The 16147-nt window shown below is 71.1% G+C and carries 14 protein-coding genes; 4 read left to right on the forward strand and 10 right to left on the reverse strand.

The window, feature by feature from the left end; all coding sequences use genetic code 11:
- The first annotated feature begins 15 nt into the window (after positions 1-15).
- The 3 genes from ACFWXQ_RS26700 (at position 16) to ACFWXQ_RS26710 (ending at position 3518) form a co-directional block, all read left to right on the forward strand.
- Positions 16-669: an ATP-binding protein gene (locus ACFWXQ_RS26700; RefSeq protein ID WP_383936195.1), complete on the forward strand. Its 654-nt coding sequence runs from the start codon at positions 16-18 to the stop codon at positions 667-669.
- Positions 670-758: 89 nt separating this feature from the next.
- Positions 759-1214: a hypothetical protein gene (locus ACFWXQ_RS26705; protein WP_383936197.1), complete on the forward strand. Its 456-nt coding sequence runs from the start codon at positions 759-761 to the stop codon at positions 1212-1214.
- Positions 1215-1655: 441 nt separating this feature from the next.
- Positions 1656-3518, forward strand: a complete 1863-nt coding sequence (locus ACFWXQ_RS26710) for an ABC transporter ATP-binding protein (protein WP_383936258.1) — start codon at positions 1656-1658, stop codon at positions 3516-3518.
- 13 nt (positions 3519-3531) lie between these two features.
- Here ACFWXQ_RS26710 and ACFWXQ_RS26715 read toward each other — a convergent pair whose 3' ends face one another.
- The 4 genes from ACFWXQ_RS26715 to ACFWXQ_RS26730 form a co-directional block, all read right to left on the reverse strand.
- A complete protein-coding gene (locus tag ACFWXQ_RS26715) occupies positions 3532-3702 on the reverse strand; it encodes a hypothetical protein (protein ID WP_186001198.1) in 171 nt (56 codons plus the stop codon).
- A gap of 164 nt (positions 3703-3866) precedes the next feature.
- Complete coding sequence (locus tag ACFWXQ_RS26720; RefSeq protein WP_383936200.1) at positions 3867-4580, reverse strand: DUF899 domain-containing protein; 714 nt, start codon at positions 4578-4580, stop codon at positions 3867-3869.
- An 86-nt stretch (positions 4581-4666) separates the two neighbouring features.
- A complete protein-coding gene (locus ACFWXQ_RS26725) occupies positions 4667-5899 on the reverse strand; it encodes a cytochrome P450 (protein WP_383936202.1) in 1233 nt (410 codons plus the stop codon).
- 117 nt (positions 5900-6016) lie between these two features.
- Positions 6017-7483 carry an amidohydrolase gene (locus ACFWXQ_RS26730; protein ID WP_383936204.1) on the reverse strand — a complete coding sequence of 489 codons (1467 nt, stop codon included), beginning with the start codon at positions 7481-7483 and terminating at the stop codon, positions 6017-6019.
- Between the two features lie 149 nt (positions 7484-7632).
- Between ACFWXQ_RS26730 and ACFWXQ_RS26735 the strand changes: the two genes are divergently transcribed.
- Entirely contained in the window at positions 7633-8583 is a 951-nt protein-coding gene (locus ACFWXQ_RS26735; RefSeq protein ID WP_383936206.1) for an endonuclease/exonuclease/phosphatase family protein, read from the forward strand.
- 79 nt (positions 8584-8662) lie between these two features.
- On the opposite strand, the gene ACFWXQ_RS26740 is transcribed toward ACFWXQ_RS26735, so the two are convergent.
- From ACFWXQ_RS26740 to ACFWXQ_RS26765, 6 genes are all read right to left on the reverse strand, one after another.
- Entirely contained in the window at positions 8663-10660 is a 1998-nt protein-coding gene (locus ACFWXQ_RS26740) for an FUSC family protein (RefSeq protein ID WP_383936208.1), read from the reverse strand.
- Between the two features lie 650 nt (positions 10661-11310).
- Positions 11311-12042: a hypothetical protein gene (locus ACFWXQ_RS26745; protein ID WP_359727691.1), complete on the reverse strand. Its 732-nt coding sequence runs from the start codon at positions 12040-12042 to the stop codon at positions 11311-11313.
- Between the two features lie 45 nt (positions 12043-12087).
- Positions 12088-12891 carry a nucleotidyltransferase domain-containing protein gene (locus tag ACFWXQ_RS26750; RefSeq protein WP_383936211.1) on the reverse strand — a complete coding sequence of 268 codons (804 nt, stop codon included), beginning with the start codon at positions 12889-12891 and terminating at the stop codon, positions 12088-12090.
- A gap of 122 nt (positions 12892-13013) precedes the next feature.
- On the reverse strand, positions 13014-13451 hold the full coding sequence (locus ACFWXQ_RS26755; protein WP_383936213.1) for a hypothetical protein: 438 nt from the start codon (positions 13449-13451) through the stop codon (positions 13014-13016).
- Positions 13452-13561: 110 nt separating this feature from the next.
- Positions 13562-14230: a hemerythrin domain-containing protein gene (locus ACFWXQ_RS26760; protein WP_383936215.1), complete on the reverse strand. Its 669-nt coding sequence runs from the start codon at positions 14228-14230 to the stop codon at positions 13562-13564.
- A 421-nt stretch (positions 14231-14651) separates the two neighbouring features.
- Positions 14652-15833: a peptidoglycan recognition family protein gene (locus tag ACFWXQ_RS26765; protein ID WP_383936217.1), complete on the reverse strand. Its 1182-nt coding sequence runs from the start codon at positions 15831-15833 to the stop codon at positions 14652-14654.
- Positions 15834-16147 lie beyond the last annotated feature (314 nt).

The raw sequence follows: 16147 nt of genomic DNA on the forward strand, positions 1-16147 counted from the left end.
CACGACGGGGAGATAGTGGCAAACGTGATTCCGTCCGCGCCGTTAGGAACAGACGCAGCCGAGGACCGGTTCCGTCTCGGTGCCGCCGCTGGGGCATGCCCCGAGACGGCCGCCGAGCGCCGGTTCCGCTTCGAGTTGGCCGCACATCCGGGCTCCGCAGCACAGGCCCGGCATCTGACGCGTGCCCGGCTCTCGGGCTGGTCGGTCTGTGAGGACACCTGCGACACGGCGGAGCTCGTCGTCTCCGAACTGGTCACCAACGCCATAGTGCACACGGCGAGCCGTCATGTGGTGTGCGAGCTGCACGACGGCGGCGACCTGGTGCGGATAGCCGTCCGTGACGAGGGGTGTGCGCCGGGTGAGCCCCACCCGTCGCCACAGCGTCCCGAGGAGGAGCACGGGAGGGGATTGCTTCTCGTCGCGGCGATGTGCACAGCCTGGGGCGCCCAGGAAACCGGTCCCGGACTGCTGGTCTGGGCCGAACTTCCGCGCTCGGCGAACAACGGCGCCGAACCGCGGTCGGACCTGGGCTGGAGTGCGAGGAGCCGGCCGGCCCCAGCCGGCTCCTCGCCGACCGGGGAACACCCGCACGGGGAACACCCGCACGGGGAACACGCGCACGCGGAGCCGAGCGGCTCGCAGGCGCCCCCGGCCGGGCACGACTGGTAGTGACCTGACCGTTCCAGCCGTTTTCCGGCTGGTGCGGCGACAGCCGTTTCCGGATGGTTCGGAAAATTTGGAGAACGGACGGGGGCTGAATGGGTGTGAGGGCAACGTCGGCCGGTGCGCCACGGGTGCTGAACCTGGACACGCTGGTCCGCCTGGAGCGCGGCCTGCGGACGGCGTCCGGGACCGGTCCTTCGCGGCGGCTGACCGTGCCGGAGGGCATGCGGGCGCCGCTGGGCTGTGACGCGGTGGTCATACCCGCGAGACTCGGCCCGCTGCTGATGCCCCGCCTGCCACGCGTCGGCTGCGTGTACGCCGACAGCACGCACTGGTGGTGGCTCGTGCCCTCCGACTCCGACGTCGCCCTGGAGTGGCCAGCGCCCGCGCACTACGCCACGGGGGCGCTCGTACCCGCCTCACCCGCCCTCCCCGGGCTCATCCACAAGCCCGGCGGCACGCTTCCCTACACGCCGCCGATCCCGCTCTATCTGGCGCTGTGCCGGTTGACGGGGACTCCGCCGGCCTGGACTCGGCCCGTCAGCGCGTGAGCGCTCCGCTGGGGTGCGGTGTATTCGTCTGCGGGTAGTCGTGGGCTGGTCGCGCAGTTCCCCGCGCCCCTGTGGGGCGCGCCCCACAGTGCGCGGCCGTGAGCGCCTGGGCGTGCTCCGGTTACGCCTGGCGGACCGGGCGCGCGCCCTGCCCGATGGCGTCCCGCGCCGCGATAGTGGCCGTTCGTCCACGATCGGGGGAGGTCACCGGTGGGACCGGCGGAATCTGCGGGAGCTGCGAAGAAGACCGGGCTGAGAAGCGGGCGGGGAACCACGAAGAAGACCGGGCCGCCGGGATCCGTGAAGGCGGAATCCGTGAAGCCAGGATCCGTGAACGGGAAACCCGGTGCGGCCGAGTCCGAGTCGTCCGAACCCGGGCCGTCCGAGTACCAGCCGTCCGAGTCCGAGCGGCTGCTGTTCGGCGGTCCCTTGCGCTACGACATGGGCTGGTCGCAGCACTCCGACGCGTTTCTGGAGCTGAACTTCCGGGCCATGGTGACGCGGCTGCCCGCGCTGCTGGCGTCCAGCTTCCGGCTCGCCTGGCAGGCGGACCGGCGGGCGGCACGGATCGTGGTGGGCGCGGAGGTGGGCCGCGGCCTGGCCCAGGCGGTGAGCCTGCTGGCCGTCAACAGCGTCCTGGGGCGCCTGATGGCGACCGGCCCGGTGGAGGACCGGCTGCTCGACGCGGTGCCCGCGCTCGTCGTCGTCGCCGTCGTGATGCTGGTCGCCGCACTGCTGCGAGCCGCCTCGACCTACGCCACGGGCCGCCTCGAACCGAAGGTCGAGCGCGTCGCGACGGAGCTGTATCTGGAGCGGGCGGCGGCGGTCGAGCTGTCCGCGATCGAGGACGAGGCCTTCCACAAACTGCTGGACACCGCACAGTACGGCGCCTCGTCCGCCCGGCGAATGATCAGGATCGCCACGCGCGTGGTGAACGCGGGGATCTCACTGATCGCGGCGGCGGGCGTGCTGACGGTGCTCCACCCGGCACTGCTGCCGCTGCTGGTGACGATGACGCTGCCGAGCGCGTGGAGCGCGCTGACCATGGCGCGGCACCGCTACGCGTCGTTCCACGCCTGGGTGCAGCATGCCCGGGCCGGCCAGCTGATCAGCGGTCTGCTCACCGAGCCCGCCGCGGCGCCCGAGATCCGCGTCCACGGGGTCGGCCCCTTCCTGCTGCGGCACTTCCGCGCGATGTCGGAGGCCGCCGAGGCGGAACAGGCCCGGCTGGCCCGGCTGGGGGCACGGACCGGGCTGATCGCGGCCGCCTGGACGGGCCTCGCGACCGTGGCGACGTACGCGACGCTCGGCGGGCTGCTGCTGGGCGGTGCTATGGCGCTGTCCGTGGCGGGCACGGCGGTGATCGCGATCCGTACGGGCTCCGGGAATCTCGACACACTCGTCCTGGAGGTCAACAGCCTCCATGAGGACGCCCTGTTCGTCGGGGATCTTCAACGCTTGTACGTGGAGGCGGCCGAGCGCGCCATCCCGGTCGGCGGCGAGCCGCTGCCCGAGGAGCCGCGCGAGATCCGCTTCGAGAACGTCACGTTCACCTATCCGGGCAGCTCGGCCCGCCCCGCGCTGTCGGACCTGACGCTCAGCGTGCCGCTCGGCAAGATCGTGGCGCTGGTCGGCGAGAACGGCTCCGGGAAGACCACCCTGGTCAAGCTGTTGTCGGGCCTGTACGCGCCGCAGCGGGGCCGGATCCTGTGGGACGGCGTGGACGCGGCGACCGCCGACCGGCACCAGCTCGCCGAGCGCATCGCGATGGTCGCGCAGGACTTCAAGAGGTGGCCGTTCACGGCCCGGGTGAACGTCGCGATCGGCCGGACGTCGGCGCCGCTCACCGACGAGCGGCTGCGTACGTCCGTCACCGAGGCGGGCGCCGAGGACGTGATGGACGATCTGCCGCGCGGTCCGGACACGCTGTTGGCCCGTATGTTCAGCGGCGGCCACGAGCTGTCGGGCGGCCAGTGGCAGCGGCTCGGTATCGCGCGGGCGGCCTACCGCAAGGGCGCGATCCTGGTCGTGGACGAGCCGACGGCGGCTCTCGACGCCCGCGCCGAACTGGAGGTCTTCGAGAAGATCCGGGCCCTCGCGGGTACCGGTCAGACGGTCGTCCTCATCACGCACCGCCTCGCGTCGGTGCGCCACGCCGACCTGGTGCACGTCCTCGACCAGGGCCGGCTCGTGGAGTCCGGCACTCCGGACGAGCTGCTGTCCTCGGGTGGGGTCTACGCCGAGCTGTACTCGCTCCAGGCGGAGCAGTTCGCCGCCAAGGTGCCGGCGCCCAAGGCCGGATGAGGGTCGGCCCGGCTCACTCGGCGAGTTCCCGCACGACCACCAGGAAGGCGTCCGTCGACAGGTCCATCACGACCTCGACGTGCTGCCCCTCCAGGCGGCGCGCCTGCGCGAACTCCTCGGCCGGCCACGAACCACGCGGCCCACCGGCGGGAAAGCGCTCCAGCACCGTTCGCCCGTTCACCACGTTGCACCTCCATGTAGCGCTGCTCTCCTGAGATCTCGTGAGAGCCCTTGAAGAGTTAAACGCCAAACATAGGGTGGACGTCTCGCGAAGTGACGTTACTGAGACGTAGCTGACACGTGGCCATCACACCTCGAACTCAGTCCCTCGTGCTCAATCCCTCGTACTCAGTCCTCGTACTCGTCGTGGTATCGGATGCGCTCGCTGCCCGCGGGCGCGCCCAGTGCCGACGCGCGCCCCTCCGGCTGCTCCCACTCCTCCTGCCTGCCGAGGGCGGTGAGGTCCAGGAGACTCGTGGTGGAGCCCAGTCCGTCAAGCCCGCGCTCGTACGTCGAGTACGTGTGGAAGATCCGCTCACGGTCGCGGAGGAAACAGCTCAGCCCGGGCCGTTCGTACGCGTCGTGGCTCTGGCCGCCGGCGCTGCTGTCGTGGCCCTCGAAAGACACCTGGAAGTCGTGGTTGAACTCGTTGCCGTACGACGAGTACCAGGGCACCGTCCAACCCATCCTCGCCTTGAACGGCAGGATCTTCGTGTACGGCGCCCTGGAGACCACCGCGAACTCGGTGCCCCGCGCGTGCAGATGCGCGAGGTGCCCGATCTGGTCGACGAACGCCGAGCAACTGCGGCAGCCCGCGTCCCACTCCGGCGCGAACATGAAGTGGTAGACGACGAGTTGAGGCCGCCCTTCGAAGAGGTCGAACAGCGTCGCCTTGCCGTCCCCGCCCTCGAAGACGTACTCCGTGTCGATCTCGACCATCGGCAGTCGTCGCCGCTCGGCGTTGAGCGCGTCACGCGCGCGGGTCGCTCCCTTCTCCCTGACCAGCAGTTCCTCGCGTGCGCCGCGCCACTCGTCGCGCGACACGATCCGCGGAAGCGTCATTTGCCCCTCCTCCGGTGCGGTGCTTTCCCTGGGGTGGACCGGAGGGAGGAGCGGAACTCATCGGTGGGGCGCGGAATTTCTTTTCCTCAGTACGTCACCGGAAGCGTGAGCAGGCCCCGGGCGCGGAGGGACGGTCGCCACCGGAGGTCGCCCGGGTCGCCGTCGAGCTTCAGATCGGGGAGGCGTTCCAGGAGCGCGGCCAGGGCGATCTCCGTCTCCAGTCGGGCCAGTGGTGCGCCCAAGCAGTAGTGGATGCCGTGTCCGAGCGCGAGATGTCCGGTGGCGTCGCGCCCGAGGTCGAACCGGTCGGCGTCCGGGAAGCGGCTGGGGTCGCGGTTGGCGGCGGCCAGGGACAGCAGGACCGTCTCGCCCGCCGGGACGGTGACGTCGCCGATCGTCACGTCCTCCAGCGGGAAGCGGCGGATGGCCAGCAGGGCAGGCCCGTCGTAGCGGACGAACTCCTCGACGGCGGCCGGGAGTCGGGTGGGATCCGCGCGGAGAGCGGCCAGTTGGTCGGGGTGCTGGAGCAGCGCGAGGACCGCGGTGCCGATGAGCTGCACGGTGTTCTCGTAGCCCGCGAAGAGGATGAGGAAGGCGAGCGACATCAACTCGTCCTCGGTGAGCCGCCCGTTCCCCGCGCCGGCACTCTCGTCCCTGACCGCGATGAGGTCGGAGAGCAGGTCGTCGGCGGGCTTTTTCCGCTTGTCGGCGAGGAGTTGGGTGAAGAAGCCGAGCATCGCCACGATGGCCTCTTTGGCGGCCTGCGGCCTGGCCGGGTCCGGCGCGACGAGCACATCGGTCCAGGCCCGGAAGTCACGACGGTGCTCCTCCGGTACGCCGAGCAGGTCACAGATGACGGTGATGGGGAGCGGCGCGGCGTAGGCGGCGATCAGGTCCGTACTCCCGCGCGGGCCCAGTGCGTCGAGAAGCCGGTCGGCGGTCTGCCGGATGGGGACACGCAGTTGCTCGACGCGGCGCGTCGTGAAGGCCCGCCCGACCAGGCGGCGGATCCGGGTGTGGTCGGGCGGATCCATGTTGAGCAGGTTCGCGTCCAGGGCGGGCGGCAGAGCAAAGCCCTGGTAACCCCCGGACAGCGCATGCCGCTTGTCCAACGAGAGAAGCGGATCCGCCAGAGCCTGACGCACGTCGTCGTACCGCGTGACCAGCCAGGCAGGACTGCCGTCGGGACCGGTAATGCGGTGCACGGGGGCGCTATCGCGCAGCCGCTCGTAAGCGGCGTACGGGTGAGTGAGGAGGCCATCGGCGAGAAGGTCGCCGGTGGGAAGGCCGTCGGTGACGAGGTCCTGGTCAGTGGACATGGGCCAACCCTAAGCGCCCCTGCCCCGTAAGGGGCGCGGGGAACTGCGCGACAAGCCCCCACCGACCCGCAGCAAAACGAACCGCACACCCCCCTACCCGCACCCAGCGAACCGCACTCAGGAGTCATACTCCTGCACCCGCTTCCCATGGCTCCGATCGATCAGCACCGGCATCCGTTCGTTCATCTCCCCCACGATCGCGGGCACATCGAGCGTGAGCAGCTCGCGGTCGCGCATGATCACCCGCCCGTCGACGATCGTCGTGCGTACGTCACCGGAGCGGGCGCTGTGTACGAGGGTGGCGGCAAGGTCGTGCACGGGCTGGGTGTGCGGGCCGCTGACGTCGACGAGGATGATGTCGGCCCGGCGGCCCGGCGCCAGGCTGCCGATCTCCTCGCCGAGGCCGACCGCCCGCGCGCTCTGCAGTGTCGCGTGGTGCAGGGCCTGTCGGGAGGTCAGCCAACGCGGGTCGTTCTGGGTGAACTTCTGCACCAGCGCGGTGAGTGCCATGGACTCCCACACGTCCAGGGAGCTGTTGGACGCGGCCCCGTCCGTGGCGAGGCCCACGGGGATGCCGAGTTCACGCAGGGCGCGTACCGGAGTCGTCGTGGGCCAGGCGAACTTGAGGTAGCCCCGGGGCGCGCTGGCCACGGCGATCCGGCCGGTGGCGCGGGCGAGTACGGGCAGGTCGCGCTCCAGGATGCCGGTGCCGTGCGCGATGAGCAGGTCGGTGTCGAGGAGCCCGGCGCCGGCCAGCACCTCGATGGGTGTGCGGCCGTGGCGGTCGAGGCTGGTGTCGGCCTGGTCGCGGTTCTCGGAGGCGTGGATGTGCACCAACAGGCCGTGTTTCCGGGCCAGTTGGGCGGTGGCGGCGAGGTCGGCGTCCTCGACGGTGTACGGGGCGTGCGGGGCGAGTGACGTGGTGATGCGGCCGTCGGCGGTGTCGCGGTGGCGGAGGGCGAAGTCCAGCGACTGCTCGCGTCCTTCGGCGCCCTGGGAGGAGAAGAAGGCCTGTCCGAGGTTGGCGCGCATTCCGCTCTCGGCGGTCACGGCGGCGACGGTGTCCATCGAGAAGTAGTGGTCGGCGAAGCAGGTGACACCGCCCCGGATCATCTCGGCACAGGCGAGCCGCGCGCCCAACTCCACGTCCTTCTCCTGGAGGTTGGACTCGATGGGCCAGACGAAGTCGTTGAACCACTCCTCGATGGGCAGGTCCTCCGCGATACCTCGCAGGGTGACCATCGGGGCGTGCGTATGGCAGTTGACGAGGCCGGGCATCGCGACCTGGCCTTGGGCGTCGATGCGCACGGTGTGCTCCGCGACGGGGACGTCGACGTCGAGCGGCCCGGCGGTGACGCTCTCGATGCGGCCGCCCCGTACGACGATGATGGCGTCCTCGACGAAGCCGATCTGCTCGTGCTCGTCGTGCACGAGGGCGGTGCACCGGGTGATGATGAGATCGGCCGGAAGACGAGCCGAGAGATCTGCCGGGACATCGGCCGGGCTCTTCGTGCCGGGCGGGTTGGCCTGATCACCGGCCGAGGTGTTGGTCGTCGCGTCGGGCGTGGGCTCGGGCGAGGTCATCACGCCACGGTACGACGGGATCGTGCCGTCGGGTGACGTGAACCGCGCATCCTGTCCCGGCCCTGTCGCCCCGGCGGTTTCCCGCGCACGCTGGCCTCACCATTCGACGGGCGGCGCCCCTTGGACGGCGCGTCCGGGAAGGAGCCGGCATGCTCCTCGGCACGTGGAACCTGGAGAACCTGTACCGGCCCGGCGGCGCGTTCGGACCGCGCAGCGAGGCCGCGTACAAGGCGAAGCTCACCGCTCTGGCCTCGGTCGTCACGGAACTCGACCCCACGCTGCTCGGCGTGCAGGAGGTCGGCGATCCGGAGGCGCTTGCGGACCTGGCGGGGATGCTGGACGGCGACTGGCACATCGCGCTCTCGGAGCATCCGGACGGCCGCGGCATCAGGGTCGGCTTCCTCAGCCGCCCGGAACCGCGGACGGTCATCGACACGAACACCTTCCCCGCACCGCTGCGACCGGTTCAGGGCGACGACGACGGAGAGCCCGTCTCCCGGACGGGCCGCGGCTTCCTGGCCACGGAGATAACCACCCAGGGGATGACCCTGACCGTGGCGGTCTGCCATCTCAAGTCGAAGCTGCTGACGTTCCCGGGCGGCCGGTTCCAGCCGCGGAACGAGGGCGAGCGGGCCCGCTACGGCGCGTACGCCCTGTACCGGCGGGCCGCCGAGGCCACGACGCTGCGGGCCGTCGCCGACGACCTCCTCGACGGCAGGGGCAAGGAGCGGAACGTGGCCGTGCTCGGCGACCTCAACGACGAGGTCGCCGCGGCCACGACCCAGATACTCCAGGGCCCGCCCGGTTCCGAGATCGGCACGCCGGGCTTCGAACGGCCCGACAAGGGCGACGCGGCCCGGCTCTGGAACATCGCGCCCCTCATCCCGGAGGAGCAGCGCTTCTCCCGCGTCCACTCCGGCCGCCCCGAACTGATCGACCACATACTGGTCAGCCGGCTGCTGCTCGACCATGTGACCGGGGCGGGTACGGGGACGCCGGTCCAGCAGACCCCGCTGCCGTCGGTCGACGGGAACCCGGGGGCACGGCGGAACGCGGCGGGCTCGGACCATGCGCCGGTGTGGGCGCGGATAGAACCCTGAAGAAAGCGCTTCAGCCATTCGGGCCCTGATGGCTCCTGATGGCTCCTGATGGCTGAGGGGAGCCCCGGCGGGCGGGCCCTCAGGCGCTGAGGAGGTCGGCCGGCGGGTCCGCGAGGCCGGCGCGCTCGCGCTGTTCCACGAGTTCGTCGAGGAGGGTGGCGAGGCGCTCGGTGTGCCGCGGGGTGAGCCGGCCCGTGTCGTCGAGGTGGACGGCGCAGGCGGTGGTGGTGTCGACGAGGCGTTCAAGGGTGGCGGCGACCTCGTCGGTGCCTTCCGTGTGCCGCGCCAGGGTGGGCAGTTCGGCGGCGGCACGGTCGATCGCGGCCCGGGCCTCGGCCAGCTTCCGGTAGGCCTCGCGGCGCAGCGCCCAGCGGGCGGCCCGGTCGTCGGCGCCGCTCAGCACGTGGGTGAGATAGGCGTGGGCGGCGTCGGTGGCAGCGGTGAGGCGGGTCTTCACGTTCCCGCCGCGCTGTCCCGGAGCCGGCAGATGGCCCACGATCAGCACGATCGCGCAGGCCAGCAGCGTCTCGCCGATACGGCTCCAGGAGGCTTCCGGTTCCCCGCCGACCATGACGAGGGCGAGTACGAGGACGGTGACGACGGCGGTCTGCGCGGCGAAGTGCCTGGTGGCGACGGGTATCAGGGCGCCGCTGATCGCGACGAGCGCCACCAGTCCCTCCGGCCGGGGCAGCACGGCCGCGAGCCCCGCGAAGACAAGGGCGCCCAGGACGGTGCCGGCCGCCCGGTTGAGCACACGCGAGACGAGCGGCCCCAGGTCCGGCTTCACGAGGAAGACGGCGGTGGCCGGCAGCCAGTACCAGTGCACGTGGTGCAGCGCCTGCGCGACGGCCGCGCTGGCGCCGTAGCAGAGGGCGACCCGGAAGCCGTACTCACGGCCGCCCGCGCCGGTGACGGTACGGAGCAGGGGCTTGGCGCGGAAGGGTCGTAGGCGCAGTCCCTTGTGGGCGGTCTGGCGGGCGCCGCGGTCGAGGGGGTTGGTGCCGGCGTCGCCGTGGGAGGCAGCGCCGTGTCCGTCACCGGCCTTGTTCCCGTCGATCTGCCGGCTGCCGGGCTTCCTGCCGCCGCGGTCGAAGGTCTCGGCGGCGTGCAGGAGTGCGTCGTCGAGGGCGCGCAGTCCGGGTACGGAGCGGGCGGGCGCGGGCAGCGGTCCGCAGGGCTCACCGGTCCGTACGGCGGCGGCGAGCCGTCGCGGCCCCTCCGCCGTACGGGCGGGCAGCGCGTCCCCGGCCCAGGCCAGCGCGGTCGCGGCCTCGGCGAGCGGAAGCGCGGCGGCGTACTGCGCCCGCAGCCGCCGCTCGGCGGAGGAACTGGCGTACCGCCGCAGCCGCGGCCCCGCGAGCGCGTCCTGCGCGTGATCGAGCGCGGCGGTGAGGGCGGCCCGGCGGGCCCCGGCCTGCTCGCCGCCGGCAGCTGCGAGCAACTCGGCGATGGCGTCGTAGACGTCCGCGACGGCCACCCGCTCCCCGTCGAACCGGAAGTCATGGGCGAGGGCACCGGGCGTGGGCAGCGCAAGCCGCAGCAGAATCAGCCAGGCGGCTCCGGCCAGGAAGAACAACGCCCGCTGCCACCCGGGTTCGGGCAGTGGCATCCCGGCCCCGATGGCCGCGGCGACGAGCAGCTGCGTACCGGCCCCGGAGGACACGGGCCCCACTGCGCTCACGGCCCCGGCGAGCAGCCCGAGGGCGGTGAGTATCAAGGTCAGTGGTACCGCTCCGACGCCCTCCCCCGCATACGTACCGACGACGATCCCCGTGGCCCCGGCGAGCCCGGGCACGCCGATGCGGTGCACGGCGGTCCGCCGGCTCCCAGGCCGGTCGTTGATCCCGGCGAGCATGGCTCCCAGGGCGGCCATGACCCCGACGGACTCCTGCCCGGCGAGCACGGCCACGAGCAGCAGCGGCCCGGCGGCGAGCGCCCCGCGCACCACGGCATTCCACGGCACAGGCCCCCTTTGCGCACGCAGCGCATGCGAGAGCCAGGGGGGCAGGGCAACGGAGAAGGGTCGCGGCACGGGCACGGGGCTCCTGTCGGGACGAGGGCGGTTGCGGGGTGGCATGCCTTCGGGCGACGTCGGCCTGGGCGGTGGTGCTTACGGTAGGTCGGGTTCCTGGAGAGTAAGGGACCTAAGCGTTTCGGGGGTGTGACGAATGTCGTGATGGCCGCGTTCTTTATGTACGCAATCGGGGGCGGCCCGGCAGCGGCAGTCCAGGCGAACCCATCGCACCCGTGGCGCGCAAACGGGAGCGGGCTCGGAGGCGTAGCCGGCCTCCGAGCCCTGTGATGCCACCCATGTCGCACACCGGCACGCTTGAGAACTCAGGTCAGTGTTATGTCGCCGCGTCCTGCCTTTGGACCACCGCACATCGAGCTGTGCGGGCCGGACTTGAACCGGCATTTCGACGCCCGGAGCCTGAGTCCGGTCGATCCGGCGATCGGCGGCGAATGCTGAGTCTGGAGCAATAGTCTGAGATTGATCGCGGTCTGCCTCTGCCAGTTGGGCTACCGCGGCGCGATGGGCACCTCGTACGAGTTGTACGGGCTGTACGAGAAGTACGGGTGCCGAGTTGGTGCCGCGAGGAGGACTCGAACCTCCACTGGAACCGCGAAGTCACGACAAGCTTCAGTTTCAGCTTGCGCTCCTCGCGCACCCCGGCCGCAGTGGACCGGGGAGTTCCCCGGTCTCGGTGGACCGGGGAGTCTTTGAGGCTACCCGAACAGGTAGCCGAACACGGCGTCCCCCACGCGCTGGTCGGTCACGTCCGCGCCATTCGCCTCTTCCCGGGCGAACTTGACGGCCTGCTGCATCTTCTCGACACGGTCGAGCAGCTCGTTGACGCGCCGCGCGGGAAGGGCTCCGGAGAACTTCACGGTCGTCCAGTACCCGACGGGGATGTCCTCGTAGTACACCTCGACCTGCGCCGGATGCTTCTCGGTCGCCTCCGCCTTCACGTGGTTGCGCGGGACCTTCTTCGTGCGCAGCGTCCTGACCGGCTCGGTCTTCCACGCGTCGGCCGACGGGTCCTGCACCCACGACTCGGAGGCGTCGAGCACGGGCAGCTTCCGCACGAAGGTGTTGAGATCGGTGAGCTGCTTCTCCAGGAAGAGCAGATAGGACACCGGTACGTCGGCGACGAGCACCCGTCCGTCGACCTTGACGTCCGCGCGGGCCGTGCAGTTGGCCCAGTCCTTGGTGGCGGTCACGTCGAACAGCCGGGTCAGCGTGGCCGCGGTGTCCCGCAGCACGTCCTCGGCCTGCACCTGCACCCGAGTCGACTCGGGCGGCAACTGCTCACCCTCCTCGTCCTTGGGCTGATACGTACGCGAGATGCCTGCCAGCAACGCCGGCTTCTGCAGCCCGTGATGAGCTGCCGTCAGGTCCTGATGAGACTTGGACTTGATGCCCTTCTCGACTGCGATGATCTGATTGAGTTTCGCCACGTCGGTGACGGTAGCAGCGTCAACTGGACATTCTCCAAGGGTTATTCAGCGACGCGGCGGTTCGAAGAGCGCCTGCGTCGCCGCGATGGCCCGGAGCAAGGGGTTCACGCCCGGGTCCGCGCCCAGGTTCAGGTCCGGGCCGGAGTCCGGGTCCCATTCCGCCGACAGCGAGCCGATGATGTCGTCGACGCCCCGCAACCCCGCCCTCTCCAGCAACCTCTTCTCGTTCGTCACCCACTCCCCCCGTCCCGCCAGTACCGCGTGCCCGGCCTGCATGGCGGCCGTGGCGATGGCGCCCGCGACCTCCGTACGGCGGCCCGTCGGGGCATGGTTGGCCTTGGCGTAGGCGAGGGTCATCAGGGCGGTGTCGTGCCAGCGGGCGTGGGCCGTGTGGCGGAGCTTCTCCGGATAGGCCGCCGGTCGGGGCAGTGTGCCGTGGAGCACCTCGTTGATGGCCAGTTCGGCGACCAGCAGATAGCTGGGGATGCCGGCGAGGTGGAAGAGCAGCGGCTCGACGTGGAAGCGGCCCTCCTCCGCCTGTGCCAGCTCGTGTTCGACGACGTCGAGGTCGCGGTAGTGGACGTCCACCCGGCGGCCGTCGATCGTGAGCCACGCGCCGCCGTTGAAGACGCCGCCACCCCAGCCACCGATCTCCGAGACCTCGCCCTTCCAGCCGACGGCGCGGAGGGCGGCGGGGGTGAAGTCGCCGCGGTAGTAGACGGCCAGGTCCCAGTCGCTGTCGGGCGTGTGCGTGCCCTGGGCCCGGGAGCCACCGAGCGCCACCGCCAGGACCGCCGGGAGAGCGGCCAGGCGGCCGGTGACGGAGTCGAGGAAAGCACGGTCGTTCACAGACACAGACGGTCACTCGCAGGGTTGTTGCCCATAGGGCTGTTGCCCATAGGGCTGTTGCTCATAGGGATTTGGGTCATGGGGATTTGGGCGCCGCACCGGGCCACGCTCCTGAAGGCGCGTCACGGTCGCCGCGGTGGCTCTCCGATCGTTACGCGGCCGCCGACCGTGTGCGCCTGCACCACGGCGCCGTAGTGCACGCCGCCGCTGATAGTGTTGTTGTGGACGGAGCCCGGTGCGGGAGCCGTGGCAGGCGGGGTCAACTCGTCCAGCAGCGCGCGGAGTTCGGCGGCCGCCGCGGGATCGTCGCGCAGGGTGCGCCGGAGCCGGTTGCGCCAGGTCGCCTGAACGTCCGCCGCGACCTGCTCGTCATCGTCGTCCCGCGCGGCGACGAGATCCGCCCTCGATTCCTCCAACTCGCCCACGACGGCCTCTTCGTCCCGCCCTCGTGAGAAGAGGACGACGACCCGATCCCGTACGTTCGCCCAACCGTCGGTCACCATCTGCTGCACGAGCGCCGTCGCCCCGGCCGTCGCCAGCGCCACCAACTCCGCGTCCATCGGGCCCCCTTCGAATCCGCCAATGGGTTTCCACGGTAGCCGGAGCGACCGACAACGCCCCCGTGCAGCGCCCGAGAACTCCCCGGGGCGCGCCCGTCTGTGGAACGCGCTCACCCATACACCCGCGCCACCCTCCGCTCGTACCCCCGCCTCCAGAACACCTTCCACAGGAGTGCGATCGGCGTGGGCACATCCGCGAGGAGGCGCTCGCGTTCGCCGGGTCGGGCGTAGTGGAGCAGCATGCCGAAGAGGGCCGGCAGTCGGCGGCCCGCCGCCTTGAGCTCGCCCTTGACGAACTCCTCGAACTCGGCCTGGCTGACCTGGCGTTTGATCGCCGGGAAGACCTCGGCCTCCTCCAGGGCGAGGTGAGGGCGCAGGACGTCCAGCAGTTCCCGGATGACCGGGGCGCGTTCGGGAAGGGGGCGGGCGCGGTCGGCCGCGTCGTCGGCGAGTTTCTGGATGAGGGTGTGTTCCTTTTCCAGCTCGTCGAGGACGGTGCCGATGCCGGGCTCCCGGCCGCGCACCAGGGGGTGGAGTTTTTCGTCCTCGCCGTGGTGGTGCTGATGGAGTACGGCGATCACCAGCTCGATCTGTTCCTGGACCCGTTCCGCCCGCCAGCCGGACTCGGCGGCGTCTGCCAGTCGGCCCAGTTCCTCGCGCAGCCCGCGGTGGATCAGGATTCCGCCGATGTCGTCAGGCTGAGACTGAGGTTGTGACTGCGGATCCGGCCGCGGATCCGGCCGCGGATCCGGATTCGGCTGCGATCGTTCCGTCGTCATGGTCGACTCCGCCCCCCGTGTGGTCTCTGTTGGTCTCCGTCGGCCTCCGTCGAGGCGTACGGAAGCCATCCCTAGCGGGCGCGGAGCGGTCACGCGAGGCCACTCGTGCAGGTCACGCAGGGCGGGCGAGTCGCGCACCGGCGCACCCGGTCCGGCCGTCCGGCCGAAGCTGTGACAGCTGTGCCGTACGTCGCAGTCCGAGGCTCCTGAATCAGCGCGCATCCGGGTCCCCGTACGCCGTCCGGCCGTTTCCGCGTGCGCCGGTACCGGTCCGTCCCCGTACGCGAGGCCGGGCGGGCACTCCGGTGGGAGTGATCCCGAACGCCCGCGCGCGGCGGACGTATTGCGTACGAGGAGGGCGGCGCGGGAGGCAGCGCCGCGGGGGCGCCCGTAAATACCCCCGCGGCACTCGGCGGTGGTGTCAGCCGGTGCCCGCCGCGGCCTTTCGCAGCTTCGCGAGCTCCCCGTACATCACGTCACCCGGGCACTCCGTCGACAGCCAGTCGCGGTGGCCGCTGATCTCGTTGACGTCCTTCGTGGTGCCGTTGATCGGGTTGGTGTACGTGACCTTGGCCTCGGGGTCGACTCCGTGGAAGCGGGTCAGGGCGCGGACCAGGCTGGTGAGGGACGCGCGGGCGGCGTCGGTCGGGCCCTGTTCCATCAGGTTGCCGAGGAGGGCGATGCCGAGGTTGCCCGAGTTGAAGCCGCCCACGTGGAAGGCGGTCACGAGCTTGCCGTCGGCGTCGTGGGCCGCGACGCCGTCGTCACCCGAGTAACGGCCCTCGTAGACCGTGCCCTTGTCGTCGATGAGGAAGTGGTAGCCGATGTCGCCCCAGTCGTTCGTGATCGCGTGGAGCTGGTAGATCGCGCGCACGGTGGCGGCCGGATCCGGGTCGTCGTTGGCGGTGGCGGTGTGGTGGACCGTGAACGTCTGGAACGGGTAGTACGCCGTCGGCGTGTTCTCCGTGCCGTCCGGCTTGAAGCGGAGCTTCTCGTCCGCGCCCCAGGCCGCCCGCGAGAGGTAGGCGACACCGCGCACCCGGGTCGTGTCCGCCGGAACCGCCACCTTGCGGCTCGGTCCCTGCGTCGTGTCGATGGCCAGCGAACGCAGGCCGGTGGCTCCGTCCGGCGCCTTCAGCTCGTAGCCCGCGGCCCGGTCGACGGGGATGAGCAGCGCGCCGCCGTTGCTGTCCGAACAGCCGTTGCCGCTCAGGGACTTCCAGGCTCCCTTGCCGCCGTCGGCGTCGGTCAGCCGGATGCCGCCGCCGGTGGCCTCACGGGTGCCGGCCCAGCGCACGCCCACGTAACCGATGGGGAAGGCGGCCTCCACCGGCGCCTCGCCCGTGGCCTCCTTGGCGCGGGTCTTCGGGAAGGTCTCGGGGGTCGTACCGGGCTCGGCGTCGGTGGTGTCCGAACCGGCAGCGTCCGAACCGGCGGCGTCCGAGGTGGTGTTGGCCATCACGACGGGGGTGAGCGCGGCGCCCGTCGCGACCGCGCCCGCCGCACCGATCAGCCCGCGCCGCGTGACACGGGACCGGGCACGGTGAGACGTGGGCGAGGAAGAAGGAGTGGGAGGGGTGGGGGTGGTGGGGGGAACAGTCATGGGGCTTCCTTAGGTGTTCCTGGTCGTTCCTGACGGCGGCGGGGCGTACGGGCCCACACTCCAGCCATGCTTGAAGACTCAACGGAGCATAGGGGTTCCGGTTACCGGCCCGGTCCGCGCCCCTCCGCGAAATCCCCGGTTGCACTCCTCCCCCTCCTCCCCCGCACGTCTCGTCCATGAATTTCATCCGGTCTTCGGACTCGACGCCCGCACGACACCCTGAGCGACCCGGCCCACCGGCCGGGGAAATCGCCGCGCACGGTGATCGACACGTACACGCAACGCCCGGGAAAACACCGCTTCCTACGGTCGGC

The sequence above is a fragment of the Streptomyces sp. NPDC058697 genome (genome assembly GCF_042715345.1).
In the GTDB taxonomy this organism is placed as follows: domain Bacteria; phylum Actinomycetota; class Actinomycetes; order Streptomycetales; family Streptomycetaceae; genus Streptomyces; species Streptomyces liliifuscus.

Bases quoted from the DNA above. Each gene is read 5' to 3' on its own strand.
- ACFWXQ_RS26730 (WP_383936204.1), bottom strand. From the start codon at position 7,483: ATGACCTCGCCCGAGCCCACGCCCGACGCGACGACCAACACCTCGGCC.
- ACFWXQ_RS26765 (WP_383936217.1), bottom strand. From the start codon at position 15,833: ATGACTGTTCCCCCCACCACCCCCACCCCTCCCACTCCTTCTTCCTCG.
- ACFWXQ_RS26720 (WP_383936200.1), bottom strand. From the start codon at position 4,580: ATGACGCTTCCGCGGATCGTGTCGCGCGACGAGTGGCGCGGCGCACGC.
- ACFWXQ_RS26735 (WP_383936206.1), top strand. From the start codon at position 7,633: ATGCTCCTCGGCACGTGGAACCTGGAGAACCTGTACCGGCCCGGCGGC.
- ACFWXQ_RS26705 (WP_383936197.1), top strand. From the start codon at position 759: ATGGGTGTGAGGGCAACGTCGGCCGGTGCGCCACGGGTGCTGAACCTG.
- ACFWXQ_RS26725 (WP_383936202.1), bottom strand. From the start codon at position 5,899: ATGTCCACTGACCAGGACCTCGTCACCGACGGCCTTCCCACCGGCGAC.
- ACFWXQ_RS26740 (WP_383936208.1), bottom strand. From the start codon at position 10,660: ATGCCACCCCGCAACCGCCCTCGTCCCGACAGGAGCCCCGTGCCCGTG.
- ACFWXQ_RS26710 (WP_383936258.1), top strand. From the start codon at position 1,656: ATGGGCTGGTCGCAGCACTCCGACGCGTTTCTGGAGCTGAACTTCCGG.
- ACFWXQ_RS26760 (WP_383936215.1), bottom strand. From the start codon at position 14,230: ATGACGACGGAACGATCGCAGCCGAATCCGGATCCGCGGCCGGATCCG.
- ACFWXQ_RS26755 (WP_383936213.1), bottom strand. From the start codon at position 13,451: ATGGACGCGGAGTTGGTGGCGCTGGCGACGGCCGGGGCGACGGCGCTC.